This is a genomic window from Streptomyces sp. NPDC047880, assembly GCF_040706515.1.
Classification (GTDB): Bacteria; Actinomycetota; Actinomycetes; order Streptomycetales; family Streptomycetaceae; genus Streptomyces.
The window spans coordinates 612,546-633,317 of the sequence record NZ_JBEZOK010000001.1 but is presented as its reverse complement, the minus strand read 5'-3'; the positions used below and the strand labels follow the sequence as shown (position 1 = coordinate 633,317).

15 protein-coding genes are annotated in these 20,772 nt (G+C 72.6%); 5 read left to right on the top strand and 10 right to left on the bottom strand.

What is annotated here, in order from left to right:
• Window positions 1-18: 18 nt before the first annotated feature.
• The 3 genes from AB0937_RS03050 to AB0937_RS03040 form a co-directional block, all read right to left on the bottom strand.
• A complete protein-coding gene (locus tag AB0937_RS03050) occupies window positions 19-1,170 on the bottom strand; it encodes a serine hydrolase domain-containing protein (protein WP_366709182.1) in 1,152 nt (383 codons plus the stop codon).
• A 99-nt stretch (window positions 1,171-1,269) separates the two neighbouring features.
• Window positions 1,270-3,030, bottom strand: coding sequence for a TIGR03767 family metallophosphoesterase (locus AB0937_RS03045; protein ID WP_366709181.1), 1,761 nt, complete (start codon window positions 3,028-3,030; stop codon window positions 1,270-1,272).
• A 254-nt stretch (window positions 3,031-3,284) separates the two neighbouring features.
• Window positions 3,285-3,752 (bottom strand): NUDIX hydrolase, encoded by a 468-nt coding sequence (locus AB0937_RS03040; protein WP_366709180.1) that lies wholly within the window; start codon window positions 3,750-3,752, stop codon window positions 3,285-3,287.
• A 224-nt stretch (window positions 3,753-3,976) separates the two neighbouring features.
• On the opposite strand from AB0937_RS03040, the gene AB0937_RS03035 reads away from it, so the two are divergent.
• On the top strand, window positions 3,977-7,285 hold the full coding sequence (locus AB0937_RS03035; RefSeq protein ID WP_366709179.1) for a S8 family serine peptidase: 3,309 nt from the start codon (window positions 3,977-3,979) through the stop codon (window positions 7,283-7,285).
• 60 nt (window positions 7,286-7,345) lie between these two features.
• Here AB0937_RS03035 and AB0937_RS03030 read toward each other — a convergent pair whose 3' ends face one another.
• Both AB0937_RS03030 and AB0937_RS03025 read right to left on the bottom strand, forming a co-directional pair.
• On the bottom strand, window positions 7,346-8,107 hold the full coding sequence (locus AB0937_RS03030) for a hypothetical protein (protein WP_366709178.1): 762 nt from the start codon (window positions 8,105-8,107) through the stop codon (window positions 7,346-7,348).
• A 1-nt stretch (window position 8,108) separates the two neighbouring features.
• Window positions 8,109-8,666, bottom strand: coding sequence for a sigma-70 family RNA polymerase sigma factor (locus AB0937_RS03025; RefSeq protein WP_189589253.1), 558 nt, complete (start codon window positions 8,664-8,666; stop codon window positions 8,109-8,111).
• Between the two features lie 344 nt (window positions 8,667-9,010).
• Here AB0937_RS03025 and AB0937_RS03020 point away from each other — a divergent pair, with 344 nt between their 5' ends.
• Entirely contained in the window at window positions 9,011-10,027 is a 1,017-nt protein-coding gene (locus AB0937_RS03020) for an aspartate-semialdehyde dehydrogenase (RefSeq protein WP_366709177.1), read from the top strand.
• Here AB0937_RS03020 and AB0937_RS03015 read toward each other — a convergent pair.
• A complete protein-coding gene (locus AB0937_RS03015; RefSeq protein WP_366709176.1) occupies window positions 10,024-10,506 on the bottom strand; it encodes a DUF1203 domain-containing protein in 483 nt (160 codons plus the stop codon). The two genes, AB0937_RS03020 and AB0937_RS03015, sit on opposite strands and share 4 nt — an antisense overlap.
• Window positions 10,507-10,677: 171 nt before the next feature.
• Here AB0937_RS03015 and pepN point away from each other — a divergent pair, with 171 nt between their 5' ends.
• Window positions 10,678-13,257 (top strand): aminopeptidase N, encoded by a 2,580-nt coding sequence (pepN, locus tag AB0937_RS03010; protein ID WP_366709175.1) that lies wholly within the window; start codon window positions 10,678-10,680, stop codon window positions 13,255-13,257.
• A 93-nt stretch (window positions 13,258-13,350) separates the two neighbouring features.
• Here pepN and AB0937_RS03005 read toward each other — a convergent pair whose 3' ends face one another.
• A complete protein-coding gene (locus tag AB0937_RS03005) occupies window positions 13,351-14,283 on the bottom strand; it encodes an EamA family transporter (RefSeq protein ID WP_366709174.1) in 933 nt (310 codons plus the stop codon).
• A gap of 105 nt (window positions 14,284-14,388) precedes the next feature.
• On the opposite strand from AB0937_RS03005, the gene AB0937_RS03000 reads away from it, so the two are divergent.
• Window positions 14,389-14,901, top strand: coding sequence for a MarR family transcriptional regulator (locus AB0937_RS03000; protein ID WP_366709173.1), 513 nt, complete (start codon window positions 14,389-14,391; stop codon window positions 14,899-14,901).
• A gap of 55 nt (window positions 14,902-14,956) precedes the next feature.
• On the opposite strand, the gene AB0937_RS02995 is transcribed toward AB0937_RS03000, so the two are convergent.
• From AB0937_RS02995 to AB0937_RS02985, 3 genes are all read right to left on the bottom strand, one after another.
• Complete coding sequence (locus tag AB0937_RS02995) at window positions 14,957-15,244, bottom strand: hypothetical protein (protein WP_362232973.1); 288 nt, start codon at window positions 15,242-15,244, stop codon at window positions 14,957-14,959.
• Window positions 15,245-15,307: 63 nt separating this feature from the next.
• Complete coding sequence (malQ, locus tag AB0937_RS02990; RefSeq protein ID WP_366709172.1) at window positions 15,308-17,392, bottom strand: 4-alpha-glucanotransferase; 2,085 nt, start codon at window positions 17,390-17,392, stop codon at window positions 15,308-15,310.
• Entirely contained in the window at window positions 17,393-17,650 is a 258-nt protein-coding gene (locus tag AB0937_RS02985) for a hypothetical protein (protein ID WP_366709171.1), read from the bottom strand.
• A gap of 223 nt (window positions 17,651-17,873) precedes the next feature.
• On the opposite strand from AB0937_RS02985, the gene AB0937_RS02980 reads away from it, so the two are divergent.
• Complete coding sequence (locus tag AB0937_RS02980) at window positions 17,874-20,726, top strand: beta-N-acetylglucosaminidase domain-containing protein (protein WP_366709170.1); 2,853 nt, start codon at window positions 17,874-17,876, stop codon at window positions 20,724-20,726.
• The last annotated feature ends 46 nt before the right edge of the window (window positions 20,727-20,772 follow it).

The following is a 20,772-nucleotide window of genomic DNA, read 5'->3' as shown; positions in this document are numbered from 1 at the left end:
CACCCGTGCCGGGTGTCGCTAACGGCCGCAGAACTCCGCCTCGATGATCGCGTCGGTGCTCCCCGACCAGTCGCCGTTGAAGTTGACGGCGAGGGAGTGACGGCCGTTCTCGGTGGTCACCGCGTCCGAGGTCGAGCCGTAGATCCCACCGTCGTGGCCCCAGACGTGGACGCCGCAGTCGAGCTTGCGGTCGACCAGCCCCAGGCCGTAACGGCTGGTTTCCCGGCTGGATTCGACCGTGGTCTTCATCTCCTTCAGCTGCTCGGGCGGGAGCAGCCGGCCGCGCAGAAGCGCCGAGAAGAAGCGGGTCAGGTCCGCGGAGTCGGAGACCATCTGGCCCGAGCCGTAGGCCAGGCGCGGGTTCAGCTCCGTGACGTCGTACGTCGGGCCCGTCGCCTCCCTGGCCAGCTTGGAGTAGCCCCGGCTGCCGGGCCGGGGCAGCGTCACCCGGGTGGTGGGGACCGATGTGGAGGTCAGGTGCAGGGGTGTGATGATCCGGCGGTCGATCTCGTCGCCGTAGGCGTTGCCGGTGGCCTTCTCGATCACCCGCGCGGCCAGGAGGTAGTTGGTGTTGGAGTACGCGAACGACGCGCCGGGCTCGAAGTACGGCCGGTTCTTCATCGCGATGGCGAGCATGTCCTCGGGGGCCGCCTCGTCGAAGCGATGCCTCATGAAGCCGTCCGCGGTCATGTAGGTCTGCTGGAAACCGGGATCCTCCAGATAGTCGAAGATGCCGCTGGTGTGGTTCAGCAGCTGCCGGATCGTGATGCGGCCGCCGTCGTTGCCGTTGCCCCGGACCGCGCCGGGCAGCCACTTCTCCACCGTGTCGTCGAGCGACAGCCGTCCCTCCGCCTCCAGTTGGAGGACGACCGTGGCGACGAACGTCTTGGTGATGCTGGCGATGCGGTAGTGGTCCCGGGCAGAGCGCGGCGTGCCCGTCTTCAGGTTGCCGACCCCGGCCGTGGCCGCCCAGGTGCCGTGGCCCCGCCGTACCGTCACGGTCACGCCCGGGACCCCGTCGGCGACCGCCGCCCGGACGGCCCGCTCGGTCGCGTCATGGCCGCCGGGTGCGGCGACCGGGCCCGCCGCCACCGCCGGAGCCGTGAGGGCCGCCGACAGTGCCACCGCCGTAGCCGCCGTCAGGGCCGCCGTACGTGCGCGTCTGTTCATGTCACCGTCTCCCCCTGTCACGTCCTGTCGAGTCGTATCGGGAGAGGGGACCCGGCCCGCCCGGCCGGGGTTGACCGGCGCCGGGCGGTTGAGCGGTTTTCAGCCCTTCTTGAGCACCAGCTCGGTGTTGCGGTCCTTCGGGTCGCCGCCGAGAGTCGTGCTCGCGCCGGGGGCGTTGAGGGACAGCTCGCGGTAGAGGGCCGCGAGGCCGGTCTGGGAGAGGTCGGAGAAGTCCGTGCGGTGCGGGGCCGAGGACTCCACCAGCGTGGTGAACAGGGAGATCGTGCCGTCCTTGTTGTCGGTCAGCTCGATGACCCGGGCGAGCTGCGGGAAGTCGACGTGGGAGGCGGTGGAGATCTCCCAGAAGGTGCCGCCGCCGGACATCGAGTGCGGCGTGATGACGTTCTTGTGGATGTGGCCGTTCACCCAGGCCAGCACCCGGGGGTGGCCGCCGAGCAGCGCGAGGACCTCCTGACCGTCGTGGCGGCGCTCGTTGGGCCTCGCCGGGTCGCTGCGCAGGTTCGTCATCGTCTTGCTGGTGTGATGGCTGAAGATCACCGCGTAGGAGTCCTTGTTCTCCCGCAGTGTCCGGTCGAGCCATTTCAGCTGGGCCGTGCCGATGGACCCCTCGTAGTGGCCTCCGGAGTCGGTGGTGTCCAGGCTGACGCCGATCACGTCGTCGGAGATGCGGAAGGCGTAGTACTGGGTGCCGGCGTCCAGGTTGGCGGCGGAGTAGCCATGTCCGGCCGGGCCGACGCCGCGGTGGGCCGGGTCCAGGTGCGCCTTCAGGTACTCGGCCGGCGTGCAGGGCGCGCGCCGCTCGTCGGGGGTGACCGAACGCATGGAGCGGGCATGGGACTTGAGGAAGTCGTGGTAGCGGACGCCCCGGGGGTCGCGGGCCTTCTTGATCTGCGCCTGGAGTTGCTGAGCCTCGGCCGCGGTCACGCTCATCAGCTTCTTGCCGCCGACGGCCAGTTCGGTGAGGTAGGAGTCGCTGTGAGAGGCGTAGCAGCCCATCGGCAGGGAGTCGTGGTTGCCGACCGTGGAGTACCAGGGCAGGTTGAGGCCGGGGCTGCGGACCTCCCGGATGGCGGCCTTCAGGAAGCCGTCCAGGTGCGGGAACCCGACCTGCTTGTCGCTGTCGCGGACGGCGGCGTCGGGCTGCCAGTACTGCTTGAGACCGCTGTTCTGGACACCTTCGTAGCGGCGCGGGTCGCCGGTGTTGGGCGTGATGCGCCCACCGCTCATGATCTTCATGTACCAGTCCAGCTCGGACCTGGCGTTGTTGTCCGTGTTGTCGCCGGTGGTCATGGCGAAGTGCAGCGGGGCGCCGGTGACGGGGGCGCCGCGCAGCGCGTTGATCCGCTCCACGAGCGCGATCGCGCCCTGCACGGTCAGCGCCTCGTGCGGTCGCCAGGCGTGGATGTCCGCCGCGCGCAGGTACTCCAGGCGCAGCGGGTGCTGGGCGTCGATGATGTGCAGGTCGGTGAGCTGCACGAACGCGGCGAGCGCGGTACGGCGCCCGGCCCGGCCGGGCTTGGGCGCGGTCAGGTCGGAGCGGACGACTCTGCTCCAGCCGGGGCCGTCGCCGAGGCGCCGGTAGCCGGAGCCGCCGCGCGGGGTGGCGACGTTCGCCACGGTGGTGCCCTTGGTGTAGGGGGCGAGCGGCGCGGCCGGTGCCTGCCGCGAGGAGGCGGCGACGGCCTCGGTGGCCTGCCGGGTGCCCGTGGCGGCCTGGCTGTCGCTGGGCCGCAGGGCGTAGCCGACGCCCGCGGAGAGGGCGACCGCTCCGGTGGCGGCGAGGACGGAACGACGGTGGATGCCCTGGCCGGAGCCGGCGACTGAGCGTGTGCGCGACATGCGCTTCTCTCCCCGAGTGCGAACGCGTCGGCAGTGGTCGCGGGGTGTTCCTGACGTGAACACCCCGCTCGTACTGGATCGTTGGCAGCGGGGATGACCTGCGCGTGAACGAGGTGGCAACGCGCAGCGCCGATCGCCGTACGTGGATCTTGGGCCACCCGGTGTGTCGTCGCGCGCTCCGGATACGGCCCGGAGCCGGTCACGCGGCGTTCATCTTGCGGGGTACTGCATCTGATTCGGGTCCGGATTCCGGGTCACGGCACCTGGTCCGGGGTGTCGGCCAGCCGTCCGGTGGCCGGGCGTTCGCGCCACAGCCGCAGCGCGATGTCGACCAGGGACACCCGGACCAGGCCGGGGACCGCGTCCAGGTCCTGCCAGGCGGCGAGGTCGGTGGAGCCGTTCACCTCGTTGCGCAGTGCGCCACCGATGATCCGGCCCTCGTAGACGAGCCGGACGCCGTGGTGGTCGACGGGGGCTCCGAAGCCCTTGCGGAAGACGTGGTGCGAGGAGTCCACGCCGAGCAGCCCGGTCACCTCGATGCGGTACCCGGTCTCCTCCTCCACCTCCCGCCGGACGGTGTCGTAGGGGTCCTCGCCGTGCTCCATGCCGCCGCCGGGGACGACCCACTCGGGTGTGCCGTCCTGGGCGGGTGAGCGGGCGAGGAGGATCTGTCCGTCCCGAACGCATATGGCGTAGGCCGCCACCCTCAACTTCTGTCGCACTCCGGGACGTTAACCGATTTCTTCACCACCTTCGGGACTGATGTCCACAAATCGCATCGGGGGTTTTCCCCATACATCCATTTCGTTTGGGTCAACTCTCCCCAAAGGACTTCCCCTTGCGTAAGGCTGTGCGATCGTCCGGGCCTGCTGTTCGGACTGTGTGCGACCAGGGCTGATCGGCCCCGGCCGCTTCCCGCTCGTTCCTTTACCTACAAGGGATGCCGATGACCCCTCCCACCCCGCGCGATCAGATATCGGGCAGACGTGTGGCCCGCATCGCCGTGGCCGCCGGTCTTGTCGCCGCGCTCTCCGCGGCCGGGCCGATCCCGCTGGCCTTCTCCGCCGACGGCCCGGGCGCTGACGCCCCGGCCGACCCGGGCGTGAAGTCCGCACCCGCCAAGCTCGGTTCGGACGACGCGGACCTGCTCTCGGAGGCCAAGGCCGACGGCGACAAGACCGTCACGATGATGATCGCCACCGCGCCCGGGAAGACCGAGCAGGTCGCCGGGCAGCTGGACGCGGTCAAGGGCGGCTCGGTGGGCCGGGCCGACGACAAGCTGGGCTACGTCCGCGCCACCGTCCCGACGGCCAAGGCGGACGCGGCGATCGCGGCCGCCGCCAAGCTGTCCTCCGTGCACGGCATCGACCTGCGCGAGGAGATCCCGCTGGACGACCCGACGCCGAGCGCGGACACCGCCAAGGGCGCCGGGGCCGCGAAGGGGACGTACCCGGCCCCGGGGAAGAAGACCCCGGCCGAGAACCCGTACAACCCGTCCTTCGAGACGGGCGCGGTCGACTTCGTCGAGGACCACCCGAAGGCGGACGGCCGCGGCGTCACCATCGGCATCCTCGACTCCGGCGTGGACCTCGGCCACCCGGCGCTGCAGAAGACGACGACCGGTGAGCGGAAGATCGTCGACTGGGTGACGGCCACCGACCCGATCATCGACAACGACAGCACCTGGCGCCCGATGGTCACGGCCGTGTCCGGCCCGGCCTTCAGCTACCAGGGCCAGTCGTTCAAGGCGCCGGCCGGTTCGTACGCGGTCAGCCTCTTCAAGGAGTCGTACACCGCCGGCGGCGACGCCAAGGGCGACGCCAACCGCGACGGCGACACCACCGACGTCTGGGGCGTGCTGTACGACGCCAAGACCGGCACGGTCCGGGTCGACCTGAACAACAACAACGACTTCGGCGACGACGCCCCGATGAAGCCGTACAAGGACGGCCACCAGGTCGGGTACTTCGGCACCGACGACCCGAAGACCGATGTCGCCGAGCGGCAGCCGTTCGTCGTGGAGATCCGCAAGGACGTCCCGATGGACCCGCTGGGCGGCTCCTGGGCCGGCAAGAAGTCCGACTTCGTCAACATCGGCGTCATCGAGTCCGAGCACGGCACCCACGTCGCCGGCATCACCGCCGCCAACGGCCTGTTCGGCGGGAAGATGAACGGCGCCGCCCCCGGCGCCAAGCTGGTCTCCTCGCGCGCCTGCACCTGGTCCGGCGGCTGCACCAACGTGGCGCTCACCGAGGGCATGATCGACCTCGTCACCAAGCGCGGTGTCGACATCGTCAACATGTCCATCGGCGGCCTGCCGGCGCTGAACGACGGCAACAACGCGCGCGCCGAGCTCTACACGCGTCTCATCGACACCTACGGTGTCCAGCTGGTGATCTCCGCGGGCAACTCCGGCCCCGGCGCCAACACCATCGGCGACCCGGCCCTGGCCGACAAGGTCATCTCGGTCGGCGCGTCCGTCTCCAAGGAGACCTGGGCCGCCAACTACGGCTCGGTCGTGGAGAAGAAGTACGCGATGATGCCCTTCTCCTCGCGCGGCCCGCGTGAGGACGGCGGCTTCACGCCGACCCTGGTCGCCCCGGGTGCGGCGATCAACACCACGCAGACCTGGCTGCCGGGCTCCCCGGTCGCCGAGGCCGGCTACTCCCTGCCGGCTGGCTACTCGATGCTCCAGGGCACCTCGATGGCCTCCCCGCAGGCCACGGGCGCCGCGGCGCTGCTGGTGTCGGCCGCCAAGCAGAAGAAGATCGACCTCACGCCGGCGACCCTGCGCACGGCCCTCACCTCCACCGCCGACCACATCAAGGGTGTGCAGGCGTACGAGGAGGGCGTGGGCCTCATGAACATCCCCGACGCCTGGGACGCGATCCGCGACGACGCGACCGCGCACACCTACTCGGTCAAGGCTCCGGTCGACACCGCGATCGACCAGTTCCTGAAGACCCCGGGCTTCGGCACGGGCCTGTACGACCGTGAGGGCGGCCTGAAGGCCGGGCAGAAGAAGACGTACGAGATCACCCTGACCCGTACGTCCGGCGCCGACAAGGCGATCCGGCACGAGCTGCACTTCGAGAACAACGCGGGCGGCACGTTCCGCGTCGTCGGCTCCGACGAGGTGAAGCTGCCGCTGAACCAGCCGGTGACCGTCAAGGTCCAGGCCGCGCCGAAGTCCGCGGGCATCAAGAGCGCGATCCTTGAGGTCGACGACCCGAAGACCGAGGGCATCGACGAGCAGGTCCTCAGCACGGTCGTGGTCTCCGCGCCGCTGAAGCACACCTTCACCGCGAAGGACTCGGTGCAGCGCAACAGCACCCAGCACTACTTCGTCACCGTCCCCGAGGGCGCGAAGACCCTCGAGGTCGCGATGAGCGGGCTGAAGGACAAGAGCCAGACCCGGTTCATCTCCATCCACCCGCACGGCCTGCCGTCGGACCCGTCGTCGACGGTCAACTGCTACCCGAACTACGACAACCCGGCCAACACCTGCCGTCCGGACGTGCGTTCCTACGCCGACCCGCAGCCGGGCGTCTGGGAGATCGAGGTCGAGTCGCGCCGTACGTCGCCGCTGCTGGACAACCCGTACCAGCTGGACGTCGCCGTGCTCGGCGCGGCCTTCGACCCGGAGACCGTGACCGTGCCCGAGGCGAAGGTCGGCACCCCGGCCGCCGCCTCCTGGAAGGTGACGAACGGCTTCGCCGCGATCGACGGCAAGCTGGTGGGCGGCCCGCTGGGCTCGGCCAAGGCGACCCGCCCCTCGATCAAGCAGGGCGAGACGCAGACCACGACGGTCGCGGTGCCCGCGGGCGCCAAGTCCCTCGACGTCGCCATCGGTTCGGTCTCGGACAACGCCGCCGACCTGGACCTCGCCGTGTACGACGCGTCGGGCAAGCAGGTCGGCAGCTCCGCCGACGGTGACTCGGAGGAGTCGGTCTCCATCCCGTCCCCGGCGGCCGGCACGTACTCGATCCAGGTCGTCGGCTACTCCGTGCCGGCCGGCACCACCGAGTACGACTACCGGGACGTGTTCTTCTCCCCCTCCCTCGGCAGCGTCACCGTCGACGGATCGGCGCCGGTGAAGCTCGGCACGGGCGACTCGGCCACCGTCTCGGGCAGCGTCACCGCCGCGGCGGCCGCTCCCGAGGGGCGTGAGTTCTTCGGCCAGGTCCAGCTGGTCAACGCGCGCGGCACGGCCGCGGGCGTGGGCAGCGTGAAGATCGAGAAGGTCCTGCCGTAGCGGTACCACGGCAACGGTGGGGCGGGCGTCCGTACGGGCGCCCGCCCTTGTCGTTGCTCCTCACCCGCACGGGAAGGTGCGCGAGGCGGGCAGCGCCTCGGTGATCCACGCCCGGTCGCGGGCGATCTCCTTCTCGTCCGTCGTCCACAGGTCGGGCTCGGCCTGCCCGCCGGAGACACCGACGAGCATGTGGTCACCGGTCCGCAGCGGGGGCTCGGCACCGGTCTCCAGGGGGAAGGTGATCCGAGCCCGGCCCTTGTCGGGCTTGTAGTAGCGCGTCACGTCCAGGGTGATGCGGTCCTGGCCGGTGCCGGGAAGGGGCTCGACCCCGGCGACGGTGCCCTCGACGACGAGCCGGGCGCAGGCGAGGTACCCGGCGTGGCTGAGCTTGGCGTCCCCTTCGGTGTGCGGCCGGCCGGCGGAGCTGTCGGAGGCGGCCGACCCGCCCTGATCGTCCGCGGCGCCCATGTCGCCGCTGTGGACGACGAGCCAGCCCATGCCGATCACCAGACTGGCCCCGACGGCCGCGACGAGGCCCTTCAAGGCGAGGGCCAGAGGCTCGGGACGCTTACGGCGGACGGCAAGCGGCGTCACGGAGGCGCCGCCGCCGGTCTGGGGTCCTGGTTCCTCCAAGGGCTCGGCGAGTGCCTGCCCGATGAGCCCCAGCTGCTCGCGCAGCAACGCCACGTCGGCGGTCGCGGACCGGTACTCGGCCATGAAGGCGTCACTCGCGCGGGCCTCGTGCGGTGGCTCCTCGCCGGTGATCGCCGCCATCAGCGCGTCGGCCCCGTCACGCCCGGCCTTGTCTTGTTGGGCGGTCACGTCACACCACCTCGTCCTCGTGCAGGCGGGCGCGCAGGGCCCGTACGGCCGTGTGCAGCCGGCTCTTGACCGTGCCCTCCGGGACGCCGAGCTGCTCGGCGATGGACCGGACCGGCAGATCGGCGTAGAAGCGCAGGACGACGACCTGCCGCTGGGCGTCGGGCAGCTCGTCCAGGCCCTGGGCGACGGCGACGGACAGCACGCTGCTGTCCTCGCCGGAGGGATGCTCCGCCGGCTGGCGCAGGGCGGCCAGCCGCTCCCCGAGCCGCTCCTGGCGGCGCTTGGCCCGGTGCCAGTCCATGGCGAGGTTGGAGGCGACGACCGCCGCCCACGCCGAGACGTCCCGCGGCGCCTCCCGGCCGCTGGCGGCCCGCTCCAGCAGCCGCAGGCGGACCTGCTGCACCCCGTCCGGCAGGTCCGCCTGCGGCACCCCGCCGAGCGCGAGCACCGCCCGCACCCGGCGTTCCTGTGCCGCGTCCAGCGGATCGGCTCCGCCCCCCGGGTCGTCGCCGGTCGCCGCGTGCGCCTCCCGGCCGCGCCGTGGCCTTCCGCGCAACAGCACAAGCCACCCCCCTCACGTCGTTTCTCCTACGACGCCGACACGTCCCGGAACGTTCGCTGACCGCGCGGCGAGTTCCGCCGGGACGGCCGAGGCGTACATCACACTTCCGTGTGGCCGGGACCGGCATGGGCAGGCGAGCTTGCGGCGCACGACCCCTGCCGGACGAATTCCTCCAGCTCAGCGGGGTCGACACCGCAGGTCCGCAACCATGGGGTGGGACAGGCCGTCCCACTCTCCGGGCAGACCAGGGAAAGAAGTGGACAGGCGGGCCGTGGTCGGCCGCATGATGGAAAAGCCTCGGCCAAGCAACGAGTACGTGAAACGCAGGAGAGGGAGACACCGTGAGGGTCGGAATCGTCGGAGCCACCGGACAGGTGGGCACGGTCATGCGCAGGATCCTCACGGAGCGGAACTTCCCGGTCACCGAGCTGCGCCTGTTCGCCTCGGCCCGTTCCGCGGGGACGCAGCTGGACGGCGTGACGGTGGAGGACGCCGCCACCGCCGATTACACCGGCCTGGACATCGTGCTGTTCTCCGCGGGCGGTGCCACGTCCAAGGCGCTGGCCGAAAAGGTCGCCTCGCAGGGCGCGGTCGTGATCGACAACTCCTCCGCGTGGCGCAAGCACCCGGAGGTGCCCCTGGTCGTCTCCGAGGTCAACCCGCACGCGATCAAGAACCGCCCCAAGGGCATCATCGCCAACCCGAACTGCACGACCATGGCCGCGATGCCGGTGCTGCGTCCGCTGCACGACGAGGCGGGCCTCGAGGCCCTGGTCGTCGCCACGTATCAGGCGGTCTCCGGTTCCGGCCTCGCGGGCGTCGCCGAGCTGCACGGCCAGACGCAGAAGGTCGTCGCCGACGCCGAGAAGCTCACCCACGACGGCGAGGCGGTCGACTTCCCGGAGCCGGGCGTCTACAAGCGCCCCATCGCCTTCAACGTGCTGCCCTTCGCGGGCAACCTCGTCGACGACGGTCTGAACGAGACCGACGAGGAGCAGAAGCTCCGCAACGAGTCCCGCAAGATCCTGGAGATCCCCGAGCTGAAGGTCTCCGGCACGTGTGTGCGCGTCCCGGTCTTCTCCGGCCACTCCCTCCAGGTCAACGCCCGCTTCGCCCGCCCGATCTCCCCGGAGCGCGCGGCGGAGCTGCTGAAGGACGCCCCGGGGGTCGAGCTCTCCGACATCCCGACCCCCCTCCAGGCCGCCGGAAAGGACCCGTCCTACGTCGGCCGCATCCGCCGCGACGAGACGGTGGACAACGGCCTGGCCCTCTTCGTCTCCAACGACAACCTCCGCAAGGGCGCGGCCCTGAACGCGGTGCAGATCGCGGAGCTGGTGGCGGCGGAACTGAAGGGCTAGTCCCTGCGCACCTCGTAGAGGAAACAGCCGTACTCGACGGCCCGGACGTGGATCAGTGCCACGGCCGGGTCGTCGAATGCTTCCGTGAGGGCCTCCTCGAAGGCGTCCGGTCCCTCGACGAGCTGACCGCCCAGGATGTGACCGCGCGCGCAGTAGCGGCGGACCGTGCGGTGGGCGTCGGTGAACGGAAGGACGTCTTCTGCGGGGCCCGCGCACGGCTCCGCGTGGATGAAGACGGGGCCCACCTCGTCGTAGGCACCCGGCATCGCGTCCGTCTCCGCGGCCCAGCGGCGCAGCGGGGCGTAGGACACCAGGGCGATGCGTTCGCCCGGCCCGCTGCGGCGCAGACAGCAGCGCAGTGGGCTGCCGCCCTCGGTGTCGGTGAAGCCGTCGGTCCGGCGGCCCGCGTCGTCCGTCGTGCGCAGTTCCGCCAGGGCGCGCGGGGCGATGGGGCGTGCGGTGTACGGGATGGTCGTCATGGTCACCAGACTCGCTCGCGCGATCCACGCTCACCGGCGGAATCCGGACGTCGCGCTCGCCCACGAAGGGCCCTGCCCGAGGGGTATCCCTAGGAGACGCCCGCGTCGTCGCCTGACGCCGAGGCGCCGTGGAAAGATGACGCAACCCACCCATAACGAGGAGATGACCGCGTGCCTGGCACAAACCTGACCCGCGAAGAGGCGCAGCAGCGGGCGCAGCTGCTCGCCGTTGACTCGTACGAGATCGAACTCGATCTCTCCGGCGCGCAGGAGGGCGGCACCTACCGGTCCGTGACCACGGTGCGCTTCGACGTGACGGCCGGGAACGGCGCGGAGTCGTTCATCGACCTGGTGGCGCCGGCCGTGCACGAGGTGACCCTGAACGGTGATTCCCTCGACCCGGCCGAGGTCTTCGCGGACTCCCGGATCGCCCTGCCCGGTCTGCTCCAGGGCCGCAACATCCTCCGGGTCGTCGCCGACTGCGCGTACACCAACACCGGCGAGGGCCTGCACCGGTTCGTCGACCCGGTCGACGACCAGGCCTACCTCTACACCCAGTTCGAGGTGCCGGACGCCCGCCGGGTGTTCGCGAGCTTCGAGCAGCCGGACCTGAAGGCCACCTTCCAGTTCACCGTGAAGGCGCCCGAGGGCTGGACCGTCATCTCCAACTCGCCGACGCCCGAGCCCCAGGACAACGTCTGGGTCTTCGAGCCGACGCCGCGCATCTCGACGTACATCACGGCGCTGATCGTCGGCCCGTACCACTCCGTGCACAGTGTGTACGAGAAGGACGGCCAGTCCGTCCCGCTCGGCATCTACTGCCGTCCCTCGCTCGCCGAGTACCTCGACTCGGACGCCATCTTCGAGGTGACCCGGCAGGGCTTCGAGTGGTTCCAGGAGAAGTTCGACTACGCGTACCCGTTCGAGAAGTACGACCAGCTCTTCGTGCCCGAGTTCAACGCGGGCGCGATGGAGAACGCGGGCGCGGTGACCATCCGCGACCAGTACGTGTTCCGCTCGAAGGTGACGAACGCGGCGTACGAGATGCGCGCGGAGACCATCCTGCACGAGCTGGCCCACATGTGGTTCGGCGACCTCGTGACCATGGAGTGGTGGAACGACCTGTGGCTGAACGAGTCGTTCGCCACGTACACCTCGATCGCCTGCCAGGCGCACGCGCCGGGGAGCCGGTGGCCGCACGCGTGGACCACCTTCGCCAACTCCATGAAGACCTGGGCCTACCGGCAGGACCAGCTGCCGTCGACCCATCCGATCATGGCGGAGATCCGCGACCTGGACGACGTCCTGGTCAACTTCGACGGCATCACGTACGCCAAGGGCGCCAGCGTCCTGAAGCAGCTCGTCGCCTACGTCGGCATGGACGAGTTCTTCCAGGGCGTGCAGGCGTACTTCAAGCGTCACGCCTTCGGCAACACGCGCCTGTCGGACCTGCTGGGCGCACTGGAGGAGACCTCCGGCCGGGACCTGAGGACCTGGTCGGAGAAGTGGCTCCAGGCGGCCGGCATCAACGTGCTGCGCCCGGAGATCGGGACGGACGCCGACGGTGTCGTCACGTCGTTCGGCATCCGCCAGGAGGCCCCGGCCCTGCCCGCCGGTGCCAAGGGCGAGCCGACGCTGCGCCCGCACCGCATCGCCGTCGGCCTGTACGACCTGGACGAGGCGAGCGGCAAGCTGGTCCGCCGGGAGCGGATCGAGCTGGACGTGGACGGCGAGCTGACGGCCGTACCGCAGCTGGTGGGGCAGACCCGCCCGGCCGTGATCCTGCTCAACGACGACGACCTGTCGTACGCGAAGGTCCGCCTGGACGAGCAGTCGCTGGCCTTCGTCACCGAGCACCTCGGCGATTTCGAGTCCTCGCTGCCGCGCGCCCTGTGCTGGGCGTCGGCCTGGGACATGACGCGGGACGCCGAGCTCGCGGCCCGCGACTACCTGTCGCTGGTGCTGTCCGGCATCGGCAAGGAGTCCGACATCGGTGTCGTGCAGTCGCTGCACCGCCAGGTGAAGCTCGCGATCGACCTGTACGCCGACCCGGCGGCCCGCGAGGCGCTGCTGGCCCGCTGGACCGACGCGACGCTGGCGCACCTGCGCGCGGCGGCGCCGGGCAGCGACCACCAGCTGGCGTGGGCGCGCGCGTTCGCGGCGACGGCCCGCACGCCGGAGCAGCTGGACCTGCTGGACGCGCTGCTGGACGGCTCGCAGACCATCGAGGGCCTGGTCGTCGACACGGAGCTGCGGTGGGCGTTCGTACAGCGGCTCGCGGCGGTCGGCCGGTTCGACGAGGCGGAGATCGCGGGCGAGTACGAGCGTGACCGCACGGCCGCCGGTGAGCGCCACGCGGCCACGGCCCGGGCGGCCCGTCCGACGCCGGAGGCCAAGGCCGAGGCGTGGGCGTCGGTCGTGGACTCCGACAAGCTGCCGAACGCCGTGCAGGAGGCGGTCATCGGCGGCTTCGTCCAGACCGACCAGCGCGAGGTGCTCGCCCCGTACGCGGAGCGGTACTTCGAGGTGGTCAAGGACATCTGGGAGTCCCGTTCGCACGAGATGGCCCAGCAGATCGCCGTCGGCCTCTATCCGACGGTCCAGGTGTCCCAGGAGACCCTGGACAGGACGGACGCGTGGCTGACGTCCGCCGAGCCGAACGCGGCCCTGCGCCGCCTGGTCTCGGAGTCCCGCGCGGGCGTCGAGCGCGCCCTGCGGGCCCAGCGGGCGGACGCGGCGGCCGGGGAGTAACCCGGCGGTTTCCCGTACGGCGGAAGGGGCGTCCGGTGTGTACCGGGCGCCCCTTGCGCCTGCTCTCCGGCCGCGGCCGCCGGAGTTCCCCGCCTACCGCCGCGGCGCTCCGGTCGGCACGCGTTTCGGTGCGGTGCGGGCCTTCACGGCGTGGTCGGGGGTGCGCGGCGTCCGGGTGACGAACTGCCCCGCCACCGTCGCCCCGAAGGCCAGGCCCATCCCGACGAGTTGCACCGGTGTCAGCGCCTGCCCGAGCGCCGCCCAGCCGACGACGGCCGCGGTCAGCGGGGAGAGCGGGCCGAGGAAGGTGACCTGCGTGGCGGTCATGCGGCCGATGCCCCGGAACCACAGCCAGTACGCGAGGGCCGTGTTCGCGAGGGCGAGGTAGAGGTAGCCGCCGATCGCCCGGCCGTCCAGCGCCGGCGGGGCACCCTCGACCAGGAAGGCGAGCGGCGCGATGAGCAGGCCGCCCGCGGTCAGCTGCCAGCCGGTCAGCGCCAGCGGTCCGACGCCCTCGGGGCGGCCCCAGCGCTGGGTGAGCACGGTGCCGGTGGACATCGACGCCGTGGAGGCGACGGCAGCCAGCAGGCCGAGCGGGTCCAGCGCCCCGGCCGCCCGCAGGACGACGAGGCTGACCCCGAACGCGGCCACGGCCCCGGTCGCCAGGGTCCGCGCCGACGGCCGCTGTCCGAGCAGCAGCGCCGAGAGCCCGGCCACGAACAGCGGACCGGCCGAGCCGACGACCGCCGCGAGACCGCCGGGCAGCCGGTAGGCGGAGAGGAACAGCAGCGGGAAGAAGGCGCCGATGTTCAGCGCGCCGAGCACCGCCGCCTTCCACCACCAGGCACCGCGCGGCAGCACCCGGGCGAGGGTGAGCAGCAGCAGGCCGGCGGGCAGGGCGCGCACCAGGGCGGTGAACAGGGGGCGGTCGGGCGGGAGGAACTCGGTGGTGACCGCGTAGGTCGTGCCCCAGGAGACGGGCGCGAGGGCGGTGAGGGTGATGAGGGCCGGGCGGGAGAGGGCCATGGGGACACCCTTCTGAGTAGGTCAGCAGAAAGTAGCTTACTGTTAAGCAACTTTCAGTCAAGCTACTTTCTTGCAGGTGACCGAGGAGCGGCCGATACTCGTGCCATGAGCGAACGCCCCGAGCAGCGCAAGGACCCCGTCGACGCGATCATCGGCCAGTGGGCGACGGTCCGGCCCGACCTGGACACCGCCGCCATGGAGGTCTTCGGCCGGATCAACCGGCTCTCCCACGCGATCGGCGAGCGGGTGGGGCGGGCGTACGCGGCGTTCGGCCTCTCCCGCGGGGAGTTCGACGTCCTGGCGACCCTGCGCCGCTCCGGCGAGCCCTACACGCTCTCGCCCCGGCAGCTGTCCGCGACGCTGATGCTGACCACCGGCGGCATGACGGGGCGCCTGGACAAGCTGGAGCGGGCGGGGCTGCTGCGCCGCTCCCCCGACCCGCACGACCGGCGCGGGCTGCAGGTCACGCTCACCGACGAGGGCCTCGCACTGGTCGACGAGGCGGTCGGGGCGGGGCTGGCGGTCCAGACGGAGGCGCTGTCCGCCCTGGGCGCGCGGCGGGCCGGGCAGCTCGCCGATCTGCTGCGCGACCTGCTGGCGGGCGCGGAGCGGGCCTGACACGACGAGGGCGCCGCCGCGGTGTTCGCGACGGCGCCCTCGTGGAGAACGCGGATCAGGCCTTGACTTCGCTCTTCGCCTCGGCCTTGGTGGCGATGTTGGAGCTGGTCGGGTCCTTCTTCTTGTGCGTCTTGTCGCCGACCATCACCAGTCCGGCGATGACCAGGTAGAGCACGATCGGGGCAAAGACGAAGAGGCCCAGCGTCTCGATGACGCTCAGGCCCGTGCCGGGGTCGTCACCGTCGTCGCGCGTGAGCGCGGAGGCGGGCGACGACAGGAGCAGCATCATCAGCGTCGTACCGGCTGCCAGGGCGCCGGCGCGCAGGGCGTTCTTCTTGTCCACGGTGTCAAAATATCCAACGCCGACCGGGCCCGCGCGCCCGGGGTGCCGTAAGAGCCCCCCGGCTCATGCGCCGCCCTCCCTGAGGACCTCCATCAGCGCGTGCAGCCGCGGCGAGGCCGCCAGGTCCTCCAGCGTCACCGGCCGCCCCTGAGCGTCCGCGATCGGCAGGCGCCAGTTCGGGTACTGGTCCCAGGTCCCGGGGAGGTTCTGCGGGCGGCGGTCGCCCACACCGTCGGGGAGCCAGACGCCGATCATGCGGGCCGGGGTGCGCAGCAGGAAGCGGTGGACGGCCTGGATCTCCGCCTCCTCCGAGGAGGTGTCGCCGCCGCCGCTCGTGCCGTGCAGCAGGCCGAACCGGGAGAGCAGGGACAGCCACTCCCCCGCGTCGGCGGCGGCCTCGGCGCGTTCCTCCTCCAGGGGCCGGGTCAGCAGCCCCAGGCGGTCGCGGAGCTCGACGTGCTCGCCGGTCAGGCGGGCGGCCGTGGAGGGCAGGTCGTGGGTGGTGGCGGTGGCCAGACAGTCGGAGCGCCAGCTCTCGGGGGGCAGCGGGTGGCCGTCGCCCTCCCAGTCGCGCTCGAACCACAGCACGGACGTGCCGAGCACACCGCGCTCGCGCAGCGCCTCGCGGACACCGGGCTCGACGGTGCCGAGGTCCTCCCCGATCACCAGCGCCCCGGCCCGGGAGGCCTCCAGGACGAGGACGGCGAGCATGGCCTCGGCGTCGTAGCGGACGTAGGTGCCCTCGGTGGGCGGGTGGCCCTGCGGGACCCACCAGAGGCGGAACAGGCCCATGACGTGGTCGATGCGCAGGGCGCCGGCGTAGCGGAACAGGGCGCGCAGCAGCTCGCGGAACGGGGCGTAGCCGGACGCGGCCAGCCGGTCGGGCCGCCAGGGCGGCAGGCCCCAGTCCTGGCCGCGGGCGTTGAAGGCGTCCGGCGGGGCGCCCACCGACATGCCCGCGGCGAAGTACTCCTGCTGCGCCCAGGCGTCGGCGCCGCCGGGGTGCACGCCGACCGCCAGGTCGTGGACGATCCCGACAGGCATCCCGGCCTCGCGCCCGGCGCGCTGCGCGGCGGTCAGCTGGGTGTCGGTGAGCCAGGCGAGCCGGGACCAGAAGTCGACCCGGTCCATGAGGCCGTTGCGCGCCCGGGCGGTCTCGGCCGACCGCGGGTCGCGCAGGCCGGTCGGCCAGCGGTGCCAGTCCGAGCCGTGCACCTCGGCGAGCGCGCACCAAGTGGCGTGGTCCTCCAGGGCCTGGCCCTGCCCGGCGATGAAGTCGCAGTAGGCGGCGCGCCGGCCGGGGCCGAGGGGGACCTCGCCGAGCAGCTCCAGCGCCTCCCGTTTGAGCTCCCACACGGCGTCCCGGTCGATCAACGCGCCGTGCCGCAGCACCGCTTCGCGCAGCCGGGCGGACCTGTCCAGCAGGGCGCACAGGCGTCCGGGGTCCTCGACGTAGGCGGCCTCGGGGACGTCCTCGACGCGCAGGTGCACGGGGTCGGGGAAGCGGCGCGAGGAGGGGCGGTAGGGGGAGGGGTCGGTGGGTGTTCCGGGTACGGCCGCGTGCAGCGGGTTGACCTGGACGAATCCGGCGCCGAGCGACCGTCCGGCCCAGCCGGCCAGCTCGGCGAGGTCACCGAGGTCGCCCATGCCCCAGGAGCGACGGGACAGCAGGGAGTAGAGCTGGACGAGGAGTCCGTAGGAGCGCCCGGCGGGGGTGGGCAGGCGGGGCGGGGCGACGACCAGGTGGGCGGTGGCGGTGCGCCCGTCGGGGGCGGTGGCGGTCAGCCGGTGCACGCCGGGTGGCAGGCCGTCCGCGCCGGTGCGGCTCTCGCCCTGCTCGGTGTCGATCCGCAGCCGCGTTCCCCCGGGGAGCGCGGCCAGGGCGGCCGGGGGGCTGCCGCCCCAGCCGACGACGGTCGGCGGCAGCAGCCGTTCGCCCAGTTCCCCCTCGCGGGCCGCGAGCGCGGCGCGGACGGCGCCGGGCGTGCTCGCGTCCACGCCGAGGGCGGCCAGGGTCAGGGTGACCGCGGTGGCCGAGGCCGCGACCGAGCGGTCCGGGGACGGACTGTAGGAAGTGGCGACGCCGTGCAGGGCGGCGAGGCGGGACAGGTCCTCGGAGGGCGGGTCGGCCGGCCGGGGTGCGGTCATCTACATCCTCGTGAAATCCGGGACGAAGGCCGGGGGCTCGCTGGTCAGGGGGGCGGCTTCGGCGAGCGGCGGCTCACTGGTGAGGGGCTCGGCGTCGGGCAGCGGGGGCTCGCTGGTCAGCGGCAGTTCGGTGTGGGTGCTCTCGGAGCTGAAGACGCAGTAGCGCGGGTCGTCGTGGTGGTTGTCGTCGAGGTCGGCGGACGGGTCCGCCACGGGTTTGGACGGGGCCGGGAGCGGAAGGAAAGTCATCGCAGCCACGGGGGCCTCCTTGTCGAGTGGGACTTCAACGGGTCATCGCAGCCCTACCCAGTCGACGCGAAGGCAGACGCCCCGGACCCAACATCGTGCTCCTGCTCACATTCCACTGCCCTCCACACAGTCAAGATTCCGGCATTTCAGTCACAAAGGCCACTCTCGTTGACACCTTCGCCGAACGAGTGGTGGGCTCGTCCCGCCGGTCGAACACATCTGGAGGGGGCCTGTGGGACTGCGGCGTGGGAAGCGGACCGTGGCCCTCGCGGTCGCCGTGGCCGCCGGGAGCCTCGTCGCACCGCCCGCCGCCCTGGCGGCCCCGTCTCCCCCGGACACGGCCGCGACACCGGCCCCCGACACCGCCGGAGCGGACCTCTCCGTCTGGCCGCGCCCGCAGTCGCTGCGCGCGAACGGCGCACCGGTCGCGGTACCCGACGAGGTCGCGCTGATCACCGGCGCGCAGGCGGACCCGCACGCGGTGGAAACCCTGCGCGAGGTGCTGCGGCGGGCCGGGGCCCGCCGGATCACGGACACGGCCGGTCCGGGCGCCCTGGTCGTGCACGCACGCACGCAACCCGCACGCCCGGGCGACCGCCACGCCCTGCCCTCCGGTGGGTACGAGCTGACCGTGGGCCGGGGCGGCGTCTCCCTCACCGGCACCGGCGAGGACGGCCTCTTCCACGCCGTCCAGACACTGCGGCAGCTCCTGCGCCCCGGCCGCACGATCGCAGCGGCCGTCGTCCGCGACTGGCCGGGCAGCGCCGTGCGCGGCATCACCGAGGGCTTCTACGGCACCGCGTGGACGCACGGGCAGCGGCTGGCGCAGCTCGACTTCATGGGGCGCACCAAGCAGAACCGCTACCTGTACGCCCCGGGGGACGACCTCTACCGGCAGGCCCGCTGGCGTGAGCCCTACCCGGCCGCGCAGCGGGCCCGGTTCCGGGAGCTGGCCGAGCGGGCGCGCCGCAACCACGTCATGCTCGGCTGGGCGGTGGCCCCGGGCCAGGCCATGTGCTTCGCCTCGGACGCCGACGTGCGGGCGCTGACGCGCAAGCTGGACGCGATGTGGGCGCTGGGCTTCCGGGCGTTCCAGCTCCAGTTCCAGGACGTCAGCTACAGCGAGTGGCACTGCGGGGCCGACGCCGACCGGTTCGGCTCCGGCCCCGAGGCGGCGGCGCGGGCGCAGGCGCGGGTGGCGAACGCGGTGGCCCGGCACCTGGCGCAGCGCCACCCCGGTGCCGCCGGCCTGTCCCTGATGCCGACCGAGTACTACGAGGACGGCACGACCGACTACCGGCGCGCACTGGCGAGCGAGCTGGCCGCGCGCGTCGAGGTGGCGTGGACGGGCGTCGGGGTGGTGCCCCGCACCATCACGGGCGGCGAACTGGCCGAAGCGCGTGAGGCGTTCGGGCACCCGCTGGTCACCATGGACAACTACCCGGTCAACGACTACGACCCCGGGCGCATCTTCCTCGGTCCGTACCGCGGCCGTGAGCCGGCCGTCGCGACCGGTTCGGCCGCCCTGCTGGCCAACGCGATGCAGCAACCGGAGGCCTCCCGTATCCCGTTGTTCACCAGCGCCGACTACGCCTGGAACCCGCGCGCCTACCGCCCCGGGGAGTCCTGGCGCGCCGCGATCGCCGACCTCGCCGGCGGGGACCGGCGCCGCGAGCAGGCCCTGGCCGCCCTCGCCGGCAACGACGCCTCGTCGGTCCTGGACGACGGGGAGTCGGCGTATCTGCGCCCGCTGACCGAGGCGTACTGGGCGTCCCGCACGGCGGGCGGCACGGACACCGGCGACGACGCCGAGCGGCGGCTGCGCGAGGCCTTCTCCGTGCTGCACGAGCTGCCGCGGCGGCTGTCGGGGACCGGCCTCGGCGCCGAGGTCGCCCCCTGGTCCGAGCAGCTCGCCCGCTACGGCGAGGCGGGCACGGCCGCGCTCGGCATGCTGGACGCGCAGCGCGCCGGGGACGCCGCGGCGGCCTGGAACGCGTACCGCAGGCTGGGCGCGCTGCGGGCCCGGCTGGAGTCGGCGCCGGTCGAGGTCGGCACGGACGTGCTGGACCCCTTCCTGCGACGGGCGCAGAAGTCGTACGCGGCCTGGTCGGGCATCCACCACGAGCCGCCCCGCAACCCCGGCGACGGCCGCACCCTGCGCCTGCCTCGGGCGCGGGCGCTGACCGCCGTGACGGCCCTGACCGAGCCGGGCACCGAGGGAGCCGTCGAGGTGCACGAGCCGGGGCGGGGCTGGCGCGAGGCGGGCCGGCTGGACGCGTCCGGAGCGACCGAGGTACGGATCGCGGCACGGGCCGACGCCCTGCGGGTCACCGGCCCCGGCCCGTCCCGCGTCCACCACCTCGTCCCCTGGTTCACCGGATCCCCCGCCATCTCCCTGGGCCTGCCCCGCGACCGGGCGGACGTCGGGACCGGGCGGACCGAGCGGCTGACCGCCCGGCTCGGGTCGCTGCGCCCCTCCGACGTGCGCGGCAGGCTCACCGCCGAGGCGCCCGACGGCGTCCGGGTCCGGGTACCGAAGGGCGAGCTGACCGTGCGGCGCGGCACGACGGTGGAGGTCCCGGTCGAGGTGACCGTCGAGCGCGGCACCCCGCTGCGGTCGTACGCGGTCCGGCTGGGGTTCGCGGGGACGGACCGCACGCTCACCGTCCGGGCCGTCCCTCCCACCGGCGGCCCCGACCTGGCCCGCGGCGGCACCGCCCGTTCCTCGGGGGACGAGACGCCCGACTTCCCCGCGTCGGCGGCGAACGACGGGGACCCGGAGACCCGCTGGTCGTCCCCGGTCGACGACGGCGCCTGGTGGCAGGTCGAGCTGGCCCGCCCGGCGCGGCTCGGCCGGGTCGCGCTGCACTGGCAGGACGCGCACCCGTCGGCGTACCGCGTCCAGGTCTCCCCGGACGGCCGCCGCTGGCGCACCGCCGCCACCGTGCGGGACAGCGGGGGCGGCCGGGAGAGCGTCCCGATGGACGAGCGGGACGTGCGTTTCGTGCGGGTACAGGGCGACAAGCGGGCGACACAGTACGGATATTCGCTGTGGTCGGCGGAGGCGTACGCCGTCTCTGAGTGAGCCTTGCGGGGCCCGGCGGAGGAATTCCACGTCGATCACTATTCAC